Below are 14,437 nucleotides of genomic sequence, written 5' to 3'. Positions count from 1 at the left end.
CGGGGAGAATGGCCACCTGCGGGTATCCCTCTATATCGCCTCAGTCGCTCAGCGTGCCTTGTGGCCTCCGAACACGAGCAGGTCTGACTTTGCCAGCTCGGCATTGATCGCCTGCATCTCTCCTGCGGTCAGCGAGAGCTCGGAAGCACGCGCGTTCTGCCGCAGCCGCTCGACCTTGCGCGACCCGGGGATGGGGATGCCGAGCTCTTCGAGCACGGGGAAGAGCCCCTCGTGCCAGCGCACCATCATTGAGAAGCGGTTCTGCACGGCGGAGACGGGGCATACCGCATGGGCGCGGCGCAGGTACTCCTCGTTGGCTTCCGATATCCCCCAGGCGCGAATCTTGCCTGCGCCGATGAGCTCCGCCATCGCCTCCGCCACATCTTCGGGCTCCACCTTCGGATCGATGCGGTGCTGGTAGTAGAGGTCTATGTAGTCGGTGCGCAGCCGCTTCAGGCTCCCTTCGACGGACGCGCGTATCGTGTCAGGAGCGCTGTCGAGGATGAGCGTCTTGTCGGGCGCATGGGTAACGCCGAACTTGGTGGCGATCACCACCTCGTCGCGCATGCCCTCGAATGCCTTTCCCACCAGATCCTCGTTATGCGACAGCGTGCCGTCGGGACGCGTACCCACATAGCACTCCGCCGTGTCGAAGAACGTGTAGCCCGCGTCATAGACCGCGCGATATGGGATTGCGATCCGTGAAGTAGCGGTAGCCGGTCTGCGCCAGCATGACCATCAGGCCGTACGTAGTTGCCTTCGCATCGAGCGAGTAGGTGAAGGGCGCATAGAGCAGGGCGAGGTCGGCGTAGACGCCCTTGATGCCGCCCGCATAGCCCATGATGTCGCTCGCCCCGTTGGCCTCCGAGCCGGTGGAGAGGTAGGTGGGGATCAGCGCGAGCGGCAGCTTCTCGTCGTTTCTCTGCTCCAGCTCGTGCGTGAGGTAGGCGTCCATGTCATCTGCGTGTCTCGCTCAAAACGCGATGGCCTTCGCTGTGTCCATGCAGGCCGCGCCGCCCAGCCCAATGACGCATTCGACATCGTTTCCGACGGCAAGGGCGGTTCCCTTTCGTATGGCGTCGTAGGTGCACACCTTGATGCCGTCGTAGTCGCGATGCGATGCGGCATGCTCCTTGAGCACGGCGGCAACCGCATCGTAGCTGCCGCTTGCCTTGGCGGATGCGGCCCCGCTGACGAGCATGGCGCGCTTTCCCTCCACGAACGCCCCGAGCTCGTCTAGGCAGCTGGATCCGAACACTGCTCTTACGGGGTTACTGAAAACGAAGCCCTTCAACTCGCTTCGTCCTTTCTATCTCCGCCTTCCTCCGCCACGCATCCGCTACACGTGCTTGCCGAAGAACTCGACGAGCTTGCCCGCGGCCTGGGAGACGTACTCGGGCTTCCAGTAGGTCTGGATGTGCGTGGCGCCGGGGATCTCGAAGAGCTCGCGGACGGGTGCGTTCACGGCGCGCTCGAAGCAGTCGATGGTCATGTAGCCCGTGTCAGCGTGCGAGCCCATCATCATGAGGAGCGGGACGTCTATAAGCTGCGCTCCCTCGCGCGCGTCCCAGGCGGCAAGCTCCATCAGGCTGGACACCGTGTAGCTGAAGGTGCTGCCGGGGTGTGCGCAGTCCCGGCCGTAGTAGTAATAGCCCTCGCGGTACAGGTCGTAGGGCATGGTGTCGGCCTGCTCGGGCGTTGCGGTCTCGCACATGTTGGGCGTAAGCGCTGCGACCTTTCCGTCAGTCTCGTCCTGGCGCGCCTTTGCGGCAGCGGCCAGCCTCTCCTGGATGGTGTCGACCTGGCTCCCTCGGAAGCCCTCGCGGCGCACCTCTCCGGAGTTGAACAGGGAGAGCGTGGCAACGGCCTTGAAGCGCTTGTCGGTCTGGGCGGCCTTGAAGGTGTAGCCGCCGCCTCCGCAGATGCCGAGCGCCGCCACGCGGGAGGCGTCCACGCCGGGGTATTGCAGCAGGATGTCGGTCGCGCGGTGGATGTCCTCCACGCGGTTCTCCGGCCAGTCCGTCATGCGGGGCTCGCCTCCGCTCTCGCCCTGGTACGCCGCGTCGAAGGCGAGCGCGATGTACCCGGCCTCGGCGAGCTTCTGGGCGTAGTTACCGGCCACCTGCTCCTTCACGCCGCCGTTGGGATGCGCCACCACCACGGCGGGATAGGACTTGGCCGACTCGTAGCCTGCGGGCGTGTAGACGTTCGCCACTGCGGTGAAGTCGCGGTAGGGGTAGCGGATAGCGTCGATGTTGACGGCGCCGTCGGCGTTCTCGGTCAGGGCTCCTTCGTACACCAGCCCGAAGGCGTTGTCGTTGAATGGAGTGAACTCGCGCTCTACGAATGATGATTCAGTCATAATGAATCCTTTCCCTTAATGTTCCTCTTGGCATCGATCGATGATTCCTTAGTGCAGTCCGGCAAGCATCTCTACGGCCTCGGGAGTGCGGTGATCGAAGAACTGCGATTCGCCCGTGTCGAGGGTCTTGATGAGGTCCATGTCCTCTTGGGTGAGCTCGAAGTCGAACACGTCGAAGTTCTGCTCCATGCGCTCGCGCTTCACCGACTTGGGGATGCAGACGATCCCGCGCTGCAGAAGCCAGCGCAGCACCACCTGGGCGATGCTCTTGCCGTGCGCATCGGCGATGGTCTTAAGCTCGGGGTTGTGGAACAGATCGTTCTTGCCCTCGGCGAACGGCGCCCAGCCCTCGAAGGCAACGCCCTTCTTCTCCATGTAGGCCTGAGCCGCCCACTGCTGGAAGTAGACGTTCGCCTCCACCTGGTTCACGGCGGGCTCCACCTCGGAGAAGGTTATGAGGTTCGCCAGCATGTCGGGGTAGAAGTTCGCAACTCCGATGGCGCGGATGACACCCTCCTTGTAAAGCTCCTCCATGGCGCGCCACGCGCCGAAGATGTCGCTTATGGGCTGATGTATCAGGTAGAGGTCGAGGTAGTCCAGCCCGAGCTTCTCCATCGACTCGGCGAACCCTCGCTTGGCGCCCTCATAGGACACGTCGCTCACCCAGAGCTTCGTGGTGATGAAGAGCTCGTCGCGGGGGATGCCGCTCTTGGCGATGGCGGCCCCCACCGCGCGCTCGTTTCCGTAGGCGGCCGCCGCGTCGATGGAGCGGTAGCCCACCTCAAGGGCGGTTGCCACCGCGTCCTCGGTGTCCTTGCCATCCGGGATCTGGAAGACGCCGAAGCCGAGCTGGGGCATCTTCACGCCGTTGTTCAAGGTGATGTATTCCACGATTTCCACTTCCTTGTCGGAGTCGGTTTTCCTTTCGTCAATCCAACGATAGGGCCGCATCCGCGGAAGCAGAAGTCTTAGTTCGTGATGGGCTTATAACCCAGGGGTTGAAACTGTGTCTGAGCCGGTTCGAGCATGTTATTCAGCGATGGCGTCGAGCACGGCCCTGACCTGCTCTGAAGGGTCGGGCGAGTGGAGGATGCCGAACGGAAGCGCGAAGTCCCACTCGACGGGCTTGAGGCTCAAGAGGGGATGCACGCTCTCCCAGGCGTCGATGGAGACGAGCAGTTTGCCCTCCTCCTCGCAGCGGTTGAACACATCGAGGCACAGAAACGGGAACTCCTCGACCGTCGCCTCGTCCAGCTCGTCGTTTATGAAGTCCTGCAGCCGGTCGGTCTCCTCGTTCCAGCCGCGCTGGATGAGAAATATCTCCTGGCCCTTGAGGTCGTGGGTGGTCAGCTCGTCGCGGCAGGCGAGCGGGTGCGAGGTGGGCACCGCGACGCGAAGCGGCATGTGGTCGAGCAGAAGCCCCGCGCACTTGCGGCTTTTTAGGAACGCATCATCGAAGGCCCCCGCCACGATGTCGATGTCCTCGCCGAGGTTCGCGAGGATTCGCCGGGCGTTCTCGGGGGTGTTCTCGAAGGTGACAAGCTTGAAGGAGGCTCCGGGGCAGCGCTTTCGCACCTTGGGCCAAAGTTCCACCAGAAAGGAGCTCGGCGTCATGGGAGAGGAGCCCACGCGGATGGTGCTCTTCCCAGCGGCATCGGCAAGGCGCGCCCGCTCGGCCGCCTCGTTGCAGTACTGGATGATATGACGGACGTCTGCGAGAAGCGACTCTCCCGCGCGCGTGAGCGTAAGCCCCCGGTGCGTGCGGTTGAAGAGCGTCACCCCGAGGTTCGACTCCAAGATATTCATCTGCTTGATGACGGCGGTCGGAGAGATGTAGAGGTCGTCCGCCGCCTTGGAGAAGCTGCCGAGTTCCGCGACCTTCACGAACGTGTCCAGCTGATGGTTGTACAAAGGCACCTCCCGCCTCGATTCGCATTCATCGTCCTGATCGTATCGGTGTTTGCCGACAAGAGGGCGCACGCATCCTCCCATCGGTGCAGTTTGAACCCTAAGGTTCATACTATCTCCCCAATCGGAACTTCTGCCATGGGCCTTGCGCACCCATAATCTTTGTATGGACACGAAACCCGTGTAATTGGAAACGTATAAGGACGGTAAAGGCAATGGGCATCCTGTTCATCAACGGAAGCCCCGAGAAGGAGGGCAACACGGCACGTCTGGCCCACGCGCTCCTTGCCGGGCACGACTACGTGACCTACGAGTTGGCCGATCACAAGATCTACGACTACGGGCAGCACTTCGCCAACGACGAGTTCGATGGGCTGCTGGCGCAGTTCAGGGCGGCCGACACCATCGTCATCGGATCGCCGGTCTACTGGCATGACCTAAGCGGCATGCTGCGCAACATGCTCGACCGCTTCTACGGGCCGGTGGAGGAAGGGAGCATGGCGGGTAAGCGGCTCTTCTTCCTGTTCCAGGGGGCTGCCCCCACAGAGGAAATGCTCCATCGGGGCGAGTTCACCATGAACCGCTTCGCCAGCCTGTACGGCATGGAGTACATGGGCATGGCCACCAACGAAGGCGAGGCGCGCTCGCTTGCAGCAAGCATCTAGCTCGACTGTTCGGTTATTTAAGGAAGAAAGGAATCGCAATGAACGCATCAACATCGAAAAGAACAGGGAAGTTCGCCCTCATGGGCATCGTCGTCGCCCTAGCCCTTGCGGGTCTGGCGCTTGTTGGCTGCGCGGGGCAGCAGCAGCCCTCCTCGCAGGAGCAGTCATCGTCCGGCTCGCAGGCGGCATCTTCCGCGTCGTCCTCTGAGAGCTCCAGTGCTCCCGCAAGCCCCGCTCCTATAGCTCAAGGCAACGTGCTCGTCGCCTACTTCTCCGCCTCTGGCAACACCGAGCATGTGGCGCAGCAGATCGCATCGGACTTGGGTGCCGACACGTTCGCCATCACCCCCGCCAAACCCTATACCTCCGAAGATCTCAACTGGAACCAGGAGGGCAGCCGCGTCAACATAGAGCATGAGAATGAGAGCGCTCGCGACATCGAGCTGACCCAAGTCACTCCCGATGGCTGGGATGGCTACGACACCGTCTTCATCGGATACCCGATCTGGTGGGGTATCGCGGCTTGGCCGGTCGACGGGTTCGTCTCCGGCAACAACTTTGACGGCAAAATGGTCATCCCCTTCTGCACGTCCACCTCGTCCGGCCTGGGGCAGAGCGCCGATCTTTTGGAGCAGATGGCAAACGGCGGCACGTGGCTCGAAGGCATGAGGTTCTCAGGCAGCGCCAGCGCCGCAGACGTCAGCGAATGGGTGAATTCACTGGCTCTTTCTTAAGGGTGAAAAAGCGGGAACAGCGGGAATGCTTTGCGCTGTCGCAGCGAAATGCTTATTTCTTCTGATACAGGGGTCGATTCCCATCACCCATTCCGAAGAATCTGATCGAAAACCCTCCTGCGAGGGTTTTCGTCATTTTGGCCACGATTGCATGAGTTCCAATTCCAGAAGCGGATAGGGCTCGCCCGCATCATCGGTCTCGCGACGGCTCCTTGCCAGCCCATGCGCTCGATGGGATAATCCATATGTTCGAGCAATCACATCGACAGGAACAGCCATGAAGCTCTGCATTGGGGCGGCTCCGGAAGCACATAGACGAGACGCTGACCGGAGCGAAGCCTGATACATCGTCGGCCCCGCAACCCGCTACGGGTTGCATCGGCTTGCGCAGATGAACGATGGGCACGGGAACGGGCATGCGTCCGTTCTTTTTTGTTCTCACCCCATCGAAAGGCTTTCCATGTCAGCATCTGCAGATCACACGTCATCCCTTCTGGAGGGAAGCGCCCCGAAGCGCCTAGCGGCGTTTTCCGCCCCGCTCATCGCGGCAAACCTTCTCCAATACATCTACCAGTTCGTCGATATGGGCATTGTTGGCAACGTCGTCGGCGAGGCAGGGCTCGTCGCGGTCAGCAACGCCTCCGCCATCGTCTTCATCATCAGCTCGATAGCCATAGGGCTCATGTCGGGATGCACCGTCGCGGTGGGCAACCGCGTGGGCGCTCACGATGAGCAAGGCCAGCGCCGCGCCTTCGCCGCGTCCCTCGGAGTAGCCCTCCTGGGAGCTGCGGCGTTAACGCTGGTAGGCTGCGCGTTCGCAAAGCCCATTTTCACCCTCATGGGCGTCCCCGGCGCCTCGCTCGCCCAGACGGTCGCGTATCTCGAGGTCGTCTCTCTGGGCACGGTCGGCCTCTTTCTGCTCAACGCGGCATGCGCGTTCCTGCGGGCGCAGGGGAACTCTACCGACCCTCTCGCCATCATGGCCTTCTCTGCCGCAGCAAACGTAATCCTTGACCTCATCCTCATCGCGGGCGCCGGCCTCGGCGTGGTCGGCGCCGCCATCGCCACCGTGACCGCCCAAGGCGCCGGAGCGGTCTTCGCCCTGTGGCTCGCGCAGCACAGGTACGCCTCCGCCCGGAGCGTGCTCCGCTCCACGAGCGATGCCCGAGAGCGAAGAGAAGCGGTCGCAGCCGCACGGGATATCCTCCGCGTGGGCGTCCCCATGGCCGTGCAGCAGGCCGTCATCAACCTCTCCTACGTCCTCGTGACCGCATGGCTCAACTCCTACGGCCCGACCATCGCCGCCGCCTCCGGAGTCGGCCTCAAGATAAGCACCGTCGCAGGGCTGCCCTGCTGGGGCGTCGGCCAGGCCGTCTCCGCCGCGGTCTCACAGAACATCGGGGCCGGGAAGCCGGAGCGGGCGGTCGCGTTCGCCAAGGCAGGCTGCCTCATGGCCATCGCCGTCACCGTGAGCATCCAGGTCGCCGTGCAGCTGGGCGCGGGATGGCTCGTTTCGCTCTTCGGGGATTCGAACCGGGAACTCATCGACGCAGCGGTCCTCTACCTTCGCATCACCTGCAGCGTGAACGGGATCTTCTACGCGGCGATGTACGCCCTCGACTCGTTCGCCCTGGCCTCGGGCGCGCCGAAGCTGGCCCTGGCGAACTCCCTCATCGACGCCCTTGCCATGAGGGCAGGACTAGCTTGGCTCCTGTCCGCTCCTCTGGGCTTAGGCTTTGTCGGGATCTATGCAGCGCAAGCGACGGCACCGGTGCTGCCCGCAACCATCGGCTTCATCTACCTCCAGCTATGGACGCGAAGGAACCTGCCCAGGTAGTGTCGTCTTTTGCTGTATGAATCTTGCTCAATGCTTGTAGTCGATAGCCGAAAAGCCGTCCACCTCATAGAGTCGAAACGGCAGGAACAAGGCATCGCTGTGGCCGAGTTTGCTCGTCGCATCGGCATTGACGGAAAGCGGCTGTGATACGTCCTGCACGGGCAGCGCGAGATGCGAGTGGACGAGTTCATCAAGCTGTGCGCGTTCTTCAATCTCGGGCTCGGCTGTTTCATCGACAAGGCCACGGTCGAACGCCTGCGCTCTTCGCAACCATTCCGCGAATGACAGCACATCCATCCCTATCATGCCCGTCGACCCCGAAAAGTCGGCGGGCTTCCCCTTCGCCTCTCTTTCGCTCGTGCCAACGCTCCGATACTCTTCTGGCCGCCTCCGCTTCCCGCATGGGGTCGCATCGAGGTATCTCAGCCTTCGAGGTTACGACATCCTGGAAGAGGGATGGGCGAGCCCTCCGACCCACCGGGTCGGAGGGCCTTTTGGTGATGCCTTGCACAGCGTGGTATAATCCATCCATGTTGTCCCGGCGAAGCCTTTGGCAAGCGACGCCCCGAGAGAGGATTGGTGAATGAAGGAATAGCGACGCCCTTTGGGCACCCTACAGAACCGACTTTCCCGTCGCGCTGTCGAGGTGCTGCGTTGCTGTGTCATTCAATGTATCCATTCAACCGCTCGTCTTGAACAGCGCGGCTTTCCGAAAAGGATGCCGCCATGCAACTGAATCTCACTCATATCTCTTACGCTTATCCCGGCGCTTCTCTCGCCGTCATTGACGATATCACCGTTACCTTCCCTCAAGGCTGGAGCGGCGTTGTCGGCGATAATGGTTGTGGAAAGACAACCATCGCGAAGATCGCCGCCCGAGAGCTCATCCCGAACTCTGGAACCGTATCGCCGAGGCTCTTCTGCGCCTACTGCGCCCAGGATTCCTCCATTGCACCCGAGTCCCTCTACGACTTTGCTGCCGACTGGAGCCGTGATGCGCGAAACCTTAGAAGCGTCCTCGGCATTGAGGAGGGTTGGCTCTACGAATACGACACGCTTTCAGGTGGCCAGCGCAAACGCGTGCAGATAGCCTGCGCCCTTTCGAGCGCACCTGACGTGCTCGTAGTCGATGAGCCCACCAACGATCTCGATGAGCGGACACGAAGATCGGTCGCGGAAGCGCTCGCGGCTTTCAATGGGGTCGGCATCCTCGTTTCGCATGACCGAGCGCTTCTCGATTGCCTTGCTTCTCAGTGTCTTATATTCGAGGAAGGCAGACCTGTCATGCGCCCCGGCAGCTACACCGCAGCAGAACATGCTGCTGGAATTGAGCGGATGGCAGCGCAGAGGGCTCGCGTTGATGCGAAGCGCGAGGTTGAACGCTTGCAAGGGGAATCGAACCGGAGGAGGAACGAAGCCGCGAAAACGGGCAGCCGCCGCAGCGGGAAAAGGCTCGCCAAAGGCGATAGCGACGGACGCGAGAAAATCGGCCGTGCCATCGTGAGCGGAAAGGACGGCGTGGCTGCAAAGCAATCAGCGAACATGGAAAAGAGGCTCGCCCGAGCACAAGACAAGCTTTCGAATGTCATCGTGTCGAAGCGCTACGACGGACGTTTGGGCGATTACGGAGCCCTCTCGCGCTCCCGATGCGTCGCTCACGTCGAAGCCGCCATCATACATGCTGGCGACTTCGAGCTGACCATCCCCGAGCTTTGGGTCTCCCCCGAAGACCATATCGCTATCGTCGGCGACAATGGCAGCGGCAAGAGCGTTTTCGTGCGACACCTTTTGAATCACGTTCCCGATACGGTGAGATCCGCCTATCTACCCCAAGATATCAACGCAGCACAACGAGACGCTGCCCTAAAGTTGCTAGGAACGCTCGATAGAGCCCTCATCGGAAAAATCCTCTCCATTGTGGGGCGTCTCAACTCCGCGCCTGAGCGACTGCTCGATGGCGATGACATCAGTCCAGGAGAACTGCGCAAGCTTCTCCTCGCAGAGCAGCTTCTGGAAGAGCCAGAATTGCTTGTCCTCGATGAGCCGACGAATCATCTCGATATGGGGTCCATAAAAGCCCTCCAGGATATGCTCGATTCTTTTCCCGGTGCTATTGTCCTCGTGACCCATGATGCAACGCTGAGAGACGCAGTGGCCGACCGACGATGGAAAACGAAGAGGGCCGGAAATGCCTCGATGCTGACTGCTATCTAAGAAACTCCTAGCGGGGTTGCCCATTGCGGGATATGGATGGATATATCGCATCGCAATTTGAGGTTGCGAGGAATGAGCGCGGTATGAGCGTCGCCGCGCTCCTACCGAATCAAACTGCTCTCAATCTGATATGGCTGTGGGAGCGAGGATGGCTGCGCACAACGCGCGGGGATACTGGGAGCTTGCTTCTTTCGGCTTATCTCCTCCACCAGTTCGGCGGTGAGGAAGCTGCGCAGGCCCATGTCGAGGACGACGCAAAGGCGGACGAACTGGTCCGCCCTCATCTGGCGCTGCCCGTCAAGGATGTACCAGAGCCGCTTGCGGTCGATGGAGGCTCGTCGCCCGAGCTCGGCGACGCTCATGCCCCGCTCGAAGCGGGCCTCCTCGATTCGTATGGCTATCAGCTTTGCGTGGTTCAAACGATATTGCGCCTGCGATTTATCTGACATGTCCGGCAGCCAAGCGACTGCCGGACGCTTCCGACATAACGGCTACTAACCTATCAGTGCGCGGGTGTGCTGCCTATAGCTCCGTCTCAATAACGGAATGGCTGTCCCGTTTTCAGGGACAATCGCAAAATCTGAGGTCTTGACGCGTTGCGGAAGCTTTATACGAAAAAGCTTTACCGGAAGAAGCCGTCGCTTATCAGCTATTCCGATCTTTGGATTCGTTGAATGGCGAACTTCCCTGACGTGACCGCTATAGGAAGACCTCCCGGGCTTGTCATCCATTGGCCAGCAAGGTAGAGCCCCGGAAGGCCCTCAATGACGCCTTTGCAGGACGGTGACTTTGCTTTGGGCATAGCCTTGAACCCCATGTAGCTTCCCCGGTAGGCACCGCAGAAGCGCTCGTAGGTCAGCGGCGTCCACGCGTCCAGCAACTCGAGTCCGTTCGCCGCCTCTGGAAACTCGTCAACCAGTCGTTCGGCGAAGATGGCGGCGGCTTTCTCCTTGGATGCCCGGTAATCGTCCTTGTCGAGGGACTTCCACCACTCCCAGTCGGCATCGCTTTGGGTGAGATTGATCTGCGCCACGGCTCTGCCCTCGGGAGCCCATGCGGGTTCATAGTCATAGCAGTGCACGCTCAGGCAGGACGCCTCTCTCGGTCCCACTCTGAACGGGGCGCATGCGAACAAGGTAGTGCCCGACGGCACCGACCCCTCAAGGACGGAGAAGGCCGCCTGGAGTCCGCTCATCACTGGATAGCTGCTTCGATCCTCATATGCTTTGGCCCACCCCTCAGGCATGAGTTCCCTTTTGATAAGGCCTCCGAACAGAAGACTCATATCAGCGGCATACACCACATAGTCAGATGCCACTTTCGTGCCGTCTTGGAGGATGACGCCCGCCGCGCGGCCTTCGTGTTGCCATATTCTCTTTATCGGCTCTGACAGGTGAATCCGCCCGCCCAGTTCCTCCAATCTCGCAGCCATGCGCAGCGTCAGAGCGCGGGAGCCGCCTCGCGGCACCTTCCCGTTGCCAGAGGCCATGGTGGCGTAAGAGACGATGAATGCGTAGGCGGCGTAGTCCGCGGGCATGTATGAGTTGACGAGCATTCGCAGAAGCGGATCTGTGAATCGCTCTGCCAGCTCGCCCAAACTCACATCGCCGTACGCCTTCATGACCTTCGGCATATCCTTCATGCGTATGCCCATCTTCAGATAGTCGATCGGCCCCATCAGATCCAAAGGCTTGTCGGCGGGAATCTCACAGCATCTCGCCAAACGCACCGCCTGTATGAGCCGCTTGATCTCGACCTTATCTGCAGGTGAGAGCGCTGACAACTCGCGTTCGGTGCGGTCCAGGTCGTGCCATAGCGTGGCCTCGCGACCGCCAAGTCGAGCCGTGAAGAACTTATCGCCCGGCACAAACACCGTGTCGGCACCCAGCGCGCCCACGGTGCGCCAGACGTCGTTCAAAGCGCTTCCAGGCTTGCTCCCCGTGAGCCAGTGGATGCAGTTGTCGATATGGTGGCCCCTGCGATCCCATCCCGTGCATTCGCCTCCGGGCACCGCGTTCTTCTCGAACACCTCAACATCATACCCGGCAAGCCGTCCGTATATGGCTGCGGCAAGCCCGGCGATGCCCGCTCCTACGACAACGATTCTCCCGGCCATGGTTCCTCCTTGCTCGTCTGCTACTTCGTCAATATCCCCAAAAGCCATTCGGGGTCAGGGCGCTTCTCCTCCGGATTGGAAGCCCACTGCTCCATGACGCCCTGAACCGCAGCCCAGAATGTCCGGGACAGAGCCAACGGGTCGCCGCTTCGCATGACGCCCGCCTCTTGCCCGCACTCGATTATCTTGGCCGAGTATTCGGCCTGGTCGACGCGGAGCGCCACTTCCCTCACCGTCTCGGGCGTCCCTTCGCGCTGCGCACGAGCCATGAGCACGAACATCTGAGGGATCCAAGGCTCCTCTTCGGTGAGCGCGAAGAGCTCTTCCAAAAAATTCCGAAAGTAAGCTATCGGATCATTCGCCTGCTGACCCTTCGGCGCGTTGGCCCCTTCCTCTCCGATAGACGCTAAGGCTAGATATAGGTCTTCTTTGGATGGGAAGTAGTGGAACATGAGCCCTGTGCTCATGGACGCCGCTTCGGCAATCTGTCCGATTGTCGTCTCCTGGTATCCGTGCCTCACGAAGAGGTCGAGAGCGCACTTTAGTATCAGCCAGCGCCTTCGCTCACGCTGTTCTTGTCGTATTCCCATCTCTACCCTTTCTCAAATATTGAACATATTTTCATTGAATATATATTCAATTTCAAGTACATGACCGAATGAAAGATGAATATAAAACGCGTGCCCTCTTCTCGTTACGGGAACATCTGTCGAGCTGCGGTGACTTTCGTTGAACCAGTTGGTTCACAGACCTAACGTGAGGGGGTCGAAATGGGTGCCATCCCCGAAATCAACGAAGCAGGGATAGCATCAGGCGGCGCGAACATTGACAGACGAATGCGCTCATACATCAAGACGCACCGAGCAGCACGGAAGTCAACCATGCGTCCGGGACGTTCGCATCGTTGGCTTGCGGGGTGTTGCGGCGCACCATGCGCTCAACGCTCCCGCGCTGCGCGAAGAGAAGCGAAGGGAGGGAATATGGAAATGGAAGGACAGATCGGCGGACTTGAGGTAGACGAGCAAAGGCTGAAGGCGGCCGACCCGGACGGGCTGTACCTGTTCATGTTGGAGAACTACCCCTACATGATGACGCCCGACCACGTGGCCGCCTTCACCGGCACCACGAGCCAGGAGATACGAAAGCTCCTCGGCCGCGGGGAGATGCAGGGATGCCGAATCGGCATCCGCTGGCTCGTGCCGAAGCTGGGACTCTTGAACTACCTCTACAAGGATCGCCGCAAGGAGGAAGGCGATGCCCATGAAGAAGCTCCGCTGCGACAAGCCCTATGACATCGACGAGGCCCGCAAGAAGAAGGGGCTCCCGCGCTGCAGGCGCAAGGACTCGCGCACCACGGCCTACGAGCTGACCATCCGCGTGCCGGACGAGTACCGCGTGTACTTCGACGGCAAGAAGAAGCTCACGAGGACCGTGTTCGCGCTCAACAAGAAGGACGATCTCAAATCGCAGGTCGATGCCTTCGAGAACGAGAAGAACGCGGAACTTGAGCGCAGGCTCGAAGAGCGCGGGTAGGTGCGCCAAGGCGGCGGGAAAAGCGAGCCCGGGCGCTGCATGACCCCGCTCGGAAGCTACGCCGAGTGCTACATAGAGATCCACAGCAACGGGTCGGTCAGCAAAGACACCATCGGAAACGAGCTACGCTACCTGCAGTACGTCGATGCCTCAATTGGTGAGGTTCCCATCTGCAAGGTGACGGCGGAGGACGTGGAGGAATGCCTGCTGAAAGTGCCTGAGCTCTCCGAGAAGTGGGCCCTTGAGCGCCAGGCTGCCTGGGAGGAGAACCGCAAGACCGCCCGATATCAGCATCACGGGCGCGCTCGACCGTGACGGGAAGACCATCAAGGACTACCCCAAGTCAGATGCCGGTCGCCGGTCGGTTCCCGTGGACGACTACACAGCCGATACCGCGCGGGCATGGATCGAATTCAAGTCGGAGGCAGCGAAGGAGCAGGGCCTGAAGCCCTCCATGAGCATGCTCGTCTGCGGCCCCGAGATGATTCCCCAGACCTATCAGTCGTGGCACCGCGACTGGGCAAGGTTCGCAAGCGACGCCGGATTTGAGGGCGTGCGCCCCTATGCCCTGCGCCACACCTTCGCCACCTTGAACCTCGCCAACGGGGAGAACATCAAGACGGTGGCCGTTCTCATGGGGCATGCGAGCTCCGCCTATACGCTCGACCTCTACGCCGCGTACGTGCCCAACACGGGCATAGGGATCGGCACGCGCTACATGAACTTCCTTCGAGTTGCCGCCTAGGCGTCGCTCGTGATGATTTGCTGAAATACCTAAGGGTTTTAAGGAGGTTAGAGTATAATGTTTCCCCACTGCGGGCGTGATTCAATGGTAGAATTTCAGCTTCCCAAGCTGACCACGCGGGTTCGATTCCCGTCGCCCGCTCCAGAGAAAAAAAAAACGAGCGCTGTCCCCTACGGGCAGCGCTCGTTTTTTTCGCGCCCGATATCGGCACGAAGGCGGCTTAGGTCTCAAAAAGTGTGTCTGGGGCAATTATTCACACGATCCTAGAACCAGCCTGTTGCGTTCGATCCGCTCATATGAAGCTCTCTCCATTCTGGGGCCGC

19 protein-coding genes and 1 tRNA gene are annotated in these 14,437 nt (G+C 60.8%); 9 read left to right on the top strand and 11 right to left on the bottom strand.

The genetic code is table 11. The features are described 5' to 3' along the window. Positions 1–48 precede the first annotated feature (48 nt). From NFR19_RS04505 to NFR19_RS04480, 6 genes are all read right to left on the bottom strand, one after another. Positions 49–693, bottom strand: a complete 645-nt coding sequence (locus NFR19_RS04505) for an aldo/keto reductase (protein WP_285813453.1) — start codon at positions 691–693, stop codon at positions 49–51. Continuing rightward, positions 671–955 carry a dehydroquinate synthase/iron-containing alcohol dehydrogenase family protein gene (locus tag NFR19_RS08970; protein WP_251212597.1) on the bottom strand — a complete coding sequence of 95 codons (285 nt, stop codon included), beginning with the start codon at positions 953–955 and terminating at the stop codon, positions 671–673. The genes NFR19_RS04505 and NFR19_RS08970 overlap by 23 nt, the downstream gene beginning before the upstream one ends. A gap of 18 nt (positions 956–973) precedes the next feature. Next, a complete protein-coding gene (locus NFR19_RS08965; RefSeq protein ID WP_251212596.1) occupies positions 974–1,294 on the bottom strand; it encodes an iron-containing alcohol dehydrogenase in 321 nt (106 codons plus the stop codon). A 45-nt stretch (positions 1,295–1,339) separates the two neighbouring features. Continuing rightward, a complete protein-coding gene (locus tag NFR19_RS04490; protein ID WP_251212595.1) occupies positions 1,340–2,362 on the bottom strand; it encodes an alpha/beta hydrolase in 1,023 nt (340 codons plus the stop codon). 48 nt (positions 2,363–2,410) lie between these two features. Beyond that, positions 2,411–3,253: an aldo/keto reductase gene (locus tag NFR19_RS04485; RefSeq protein WP_251212594.1), complete on the bottom strand. Its 843-nt coding sequence runs from the start codon at positions 3,251–3,253 to the stop codon at positions 2,411–2,413. Between the two features lie 138 nt (positions 3,254–3,391). Further along, on the bottom strand, positions 3,392–4,273 hold the full coding sequence (locus tag NFR19_RS04480; protein ID WP_251212593.1) for a LysR family transcriptional regulator: 882 nt from the start codon (positions 4,271–4,273) through the stop codon (positions 3,392–3,394). A gap of 212 nt (positions 4,274–4,485) precedes the next feature. On the opposite strand from NFR19_RS04480, the gene NFR19_RS04475 reads away from it, so the two are divergent. Both NFR19_RS04475 and NFR19_RS04470 read left to right on the top strand, forming a co-directional pair. Next, entirely contained in the window at positions 4,486–4,935 is a 450-nt protein-coding gene (locus NFR19_RS04475; RefSeq protein ID WP_251212592.1) for a flavodoxin family protein, read from the top strand. A gap of 38 nt (positions 4,936–4,973) precedes the next feature. Then, positions 4,974–5,669: a flavodoxin gene (locus NFR19_RS04470; RefSeq protein ID WP_251212591.1), complete on the top strand. Its 696-nt coding sequence runs from the start codon at positions 4,974–4,976 to the stop codon at positions 5,667–5,669. Between the two features lie 132 nt (positions 5,670–5,801). On the opposite strand, the gene NFR19_RS04465 is transcribed toward NFR19_RS04470, so the two are convergent. Then, positions 5,802–5,948 carry a hypothetical protein gene (locus tag NFR19_RS04465; protein WP_251212590.1) on the bottom strand — a complete coding sequence of 49 codons (147 nt, stop codon included), beginning with the start codon at positions 5,946–5,948 and terminating at the stop codon, positions 5,802–5,804. A gap of 181 nt (positions 5,949–6,129) precedes the next feature. On the opposite strand from NFR19_RS04465, the gene NFR19_RS04460 reads away from it, so the two are divergent. Continuing rightward, positions 6,130–7,506 (top strand): MATE family efflux transporter, encoded by a 1,377-nt coding sequence (locus tag NFR19_RS04460; protein ID WP_251212589.1) that lies wholly within the window; start codon positions 6,130–6,132, stop codon positions 7,504–7,506. Between the two features lie 27 nt (positions 7,507–7,533). On the opposite strand, the gene NFR19_RS04455 is transcribed toward NFR19_RS04460, so the two are convergent. After that, complete coding sequence (locus NFR19_RS04455) at positions 7,534–7,812, bottom strand: hypothetical protein (RefSeq protein WP_251212588.1); 279 nt, start codon at positions 7,810–7,812, stop codon at positions 7,534–7,536. 420 nt (positions 7,813–8,232) lie between these two features. Between NFR19_RS04455 and NFR19_RS04450 the strand changes: the two genes are divergently transcribed. After that, the gene (locus NFR19_RS04450; RefSeq protein WP_251212587.1) at positions 8,233–9,720 is read left to right on the top strand and encodes an ATP-binding cassette domain-containing protein; all 1,488 of its coding nucleotides are present in this window, start codon (positions 8,233–8,235) and stop codon (positions 9,718–9,720) included. Between the two features lie 101 nt (positions 9,721–9,821). Here NFR19_RS04450 and NFR19_RS09005 read toward each other — a convergent pair whose 3' ends face one another. From NFR19_RS09005 to NFR19_RS04435, 3 genes are all read right to left on the bottom strand, one after another. Beyond that, entirely contained in the window at positions 9,822–10,082 is a 261-nt protein-coding gene (locus tag NFR19_RS09005) for a hypothetical protein (RefSeq protein ID WP_490393089.1), read from the bottom strand. Between the two features lie 287 nt (positions 10,083–10,369). After that, positions 10,370–11,836 carry a phytoene desaturase family protein gene (locus NFR19_RS04440; RefSeq protein ID WP_251212585.1) on the bottom strand — a complete coding sequence of 489 codons (1,467 nt, stop codon included), beginning with the start codon at positions 11,834–11,836 and terminating at the stop codon, positions 10,370–10,372. 20 nt (positions 11,837–11,856) lie between these two features. Beyond that, positions 11,857–12,426 (bottom strand): TetR/AcrR family transcriptional regulator, encoded by a 570-nt coding sequence (locus NFR19_RS04435; RefSeq protein WP_285813452.1) that lies wholly within the window; start codon positions 12,424–12,426, stop codon positions 11,857–11,859. 390 nt (positions 12,427–12,816) lie between these two features. Between NFR19_RS04435 and NFR19_RS04430 the strand changes: the two genes are divergently transcribed. The 5 genes from NFR19_RS04430 to NFR19_RS04410 all read left to right on the top strand — a co-directional run bounded on the left by NFR19_RS04430 (position 12,817) and on the right by NFR19_RS04410 (position 14,258). Beyond that, the gene (locus NFR19_RS04430) at positions 12,817–13,128 is read left to right on the top strand and encodes a helix-turn-helix domain-containing protein (protein WP_251212583.1); all 312 of its coding nucleotides are present in this window, start codon (positions 12,817–12,819) and stop codon (positions 13,126–13,128) included. Then, entirely contained in the window at positions 13,097–13,369 is a 273-nt protein-coding gene (locus NFR19_RS04425) for a hypothetical protein (RefSeq protein ID WP_251212582.1), read from the top strand. Before NFR19_RS04430 ends, NFR19_RS04425 begins: the two co-directional genes overlap by 32 nt. 39 nt (positions 13,370–13,408) lie before the next feature. After that, positions 13,409–13,684, top strand: a complete 276-nt coding sequence (locus NFR19_RS04420) for a hypothetical protein (protein WP_251212581.1) — start codon at positions 13,409–13,411, stop codon at positions 13,682–13,684. After that, entirely contained in the window at positions 13,611–14,114 is a 504-nt protein-coding gene (locus NFR19_RS04415; protein WP_251212580.1) for a tyrosine-type recombinase/integrase, read from the top strand. The genes NFR19_RS04420 and NFR19_RS04415 overlap by 74 nt, the downstream gene beginning before the upstream one ends. A 70-nt stretch (positions 14,115–14,184) precedes the next feature. Continuing rightward, a tRNA-Gly gene (locus NFR19_RS04410) sits at positions 14,185–14,258 on the top strand. Positions 14,259–14,437 lie beyond the last annotated feature (179 nt).

It is taken from the genome of Adlercreutzia murintestinalis (assembly GCF_943192905.1).
Lineage (GTDB): Bacteria > Actinomycetota > Coriobacteriia > Coriobacteriales > Eggerthellaceae > Adlercreutzia_A > Adlercreutzia_A murintestinalis.
The sequence above is the reverse complement of the archived record's forward strand: the minus strand, read 5'-3'. Positions and strand labels throughout refer to the sequence as shown.

Excerpts from the sequence above, each read along its gene's own strand:
- NFR19_RS08970 (WP_251212597.1), bottom strand. The coding sequence starts at position 955 with ATGGACGCCTACCTCACGCACGAGCTGGAGCAGAGAAACGACGAGAAG.
- NFR19_RS04465 (WP_251212590.1), bottom strand. The coding sequence starts at position 5,948 with ATGGCTGTTCCTGTCGATGTGATTGCTCGAACATATGGATTATCCCAT.
- NFR19_RS04425 (WP_251212582.1), top strand. The coding sequence starts at position 13,097 with ATGAAGAAGCTCCGCTGCGACAAGCCCTATGACATCGACGAGGCCCGC.
- NFR19_RS04470 (WP_251212591.1), top strand. The coding sequence starts at position 4,974 with ATGAACGCATCAACATCGAAAAGAACAGGGAAGTTCGCCCTCATGGGC.
- NFR19_RS04460 (WP_251212589.1), top strand. The coding sequence starts at position 6,130 with ATGTCAGCATCTGCAGATCACACGTCATCCCTTCTGGAGGGAAGCGCC.
- NFR19_RS04435 (WP_285813452.1), bottom strand. The coding sequence starts at position 12,426 with ATGGGAATACGACAAGAACAGCGTGAGCGAAGGCGCTGGCTGATACTA.
- NFR19_RS04455 (WP_251212588.1), bottom strand. The coding sequence starts at position 7,812 with ATGATAGGGATGGATGTGCTGTCATTCGCGGAATGGTTGCGAAGAGCG.
- NFR19_RS04420 (WP_251212581.1), top strand. The coding sequence starts at position 13,409 with ATGACCCCGCTCGGAAGCTACGCCGAGTGCTACATAGAGATCCACAGC.
- NFR19_RS04440 (WP_251212585.1), bottom strand. The coding sequence starts at position 11,836 with ATGGCCGGGAGAATCGTTGTCGTAGGAGCGGGCATCGCCGGGCTTGCC.
- NFR19_RS09005 (WP_490393089.1), bottom strand. The coding sequence starts at position 10,082 with ATGAGCGTCGCCGAGCTCGGGCGACGAGCCTCCATCGACCGCAAGCGG.
- NFR19_RS04490 (WP_251212595.1), bottom strand. The coding sequence starts at position 2,362 with ATGACTGAATCATCATTCGTAGAGCGCGAGTTCACTCCATTCAACGAC.
- NFR19_RS04430 (WP_251212583.1), top strand. The coding sequence starts at position 12,817 with ATGGAAATGGAAGGACAGATCGGCGGACTTGAGGTAGACGAGCAAAGG.
- NFR19_RS04475 (WP_251212592.1), top strand. The coding sequence starts at position 4,486 with ATGGGCATCCTGTTCATCAACGGAAGCCCCGAGAAGGAGGGCAACACG.
- NFR19_RS04450 (WP_251212587.1), top strand. The coding sequence starts at position 8,233 with ATGCAACTGAATCTCACTCATATCTCTTACGCTTATCCCGGCGCTTCT.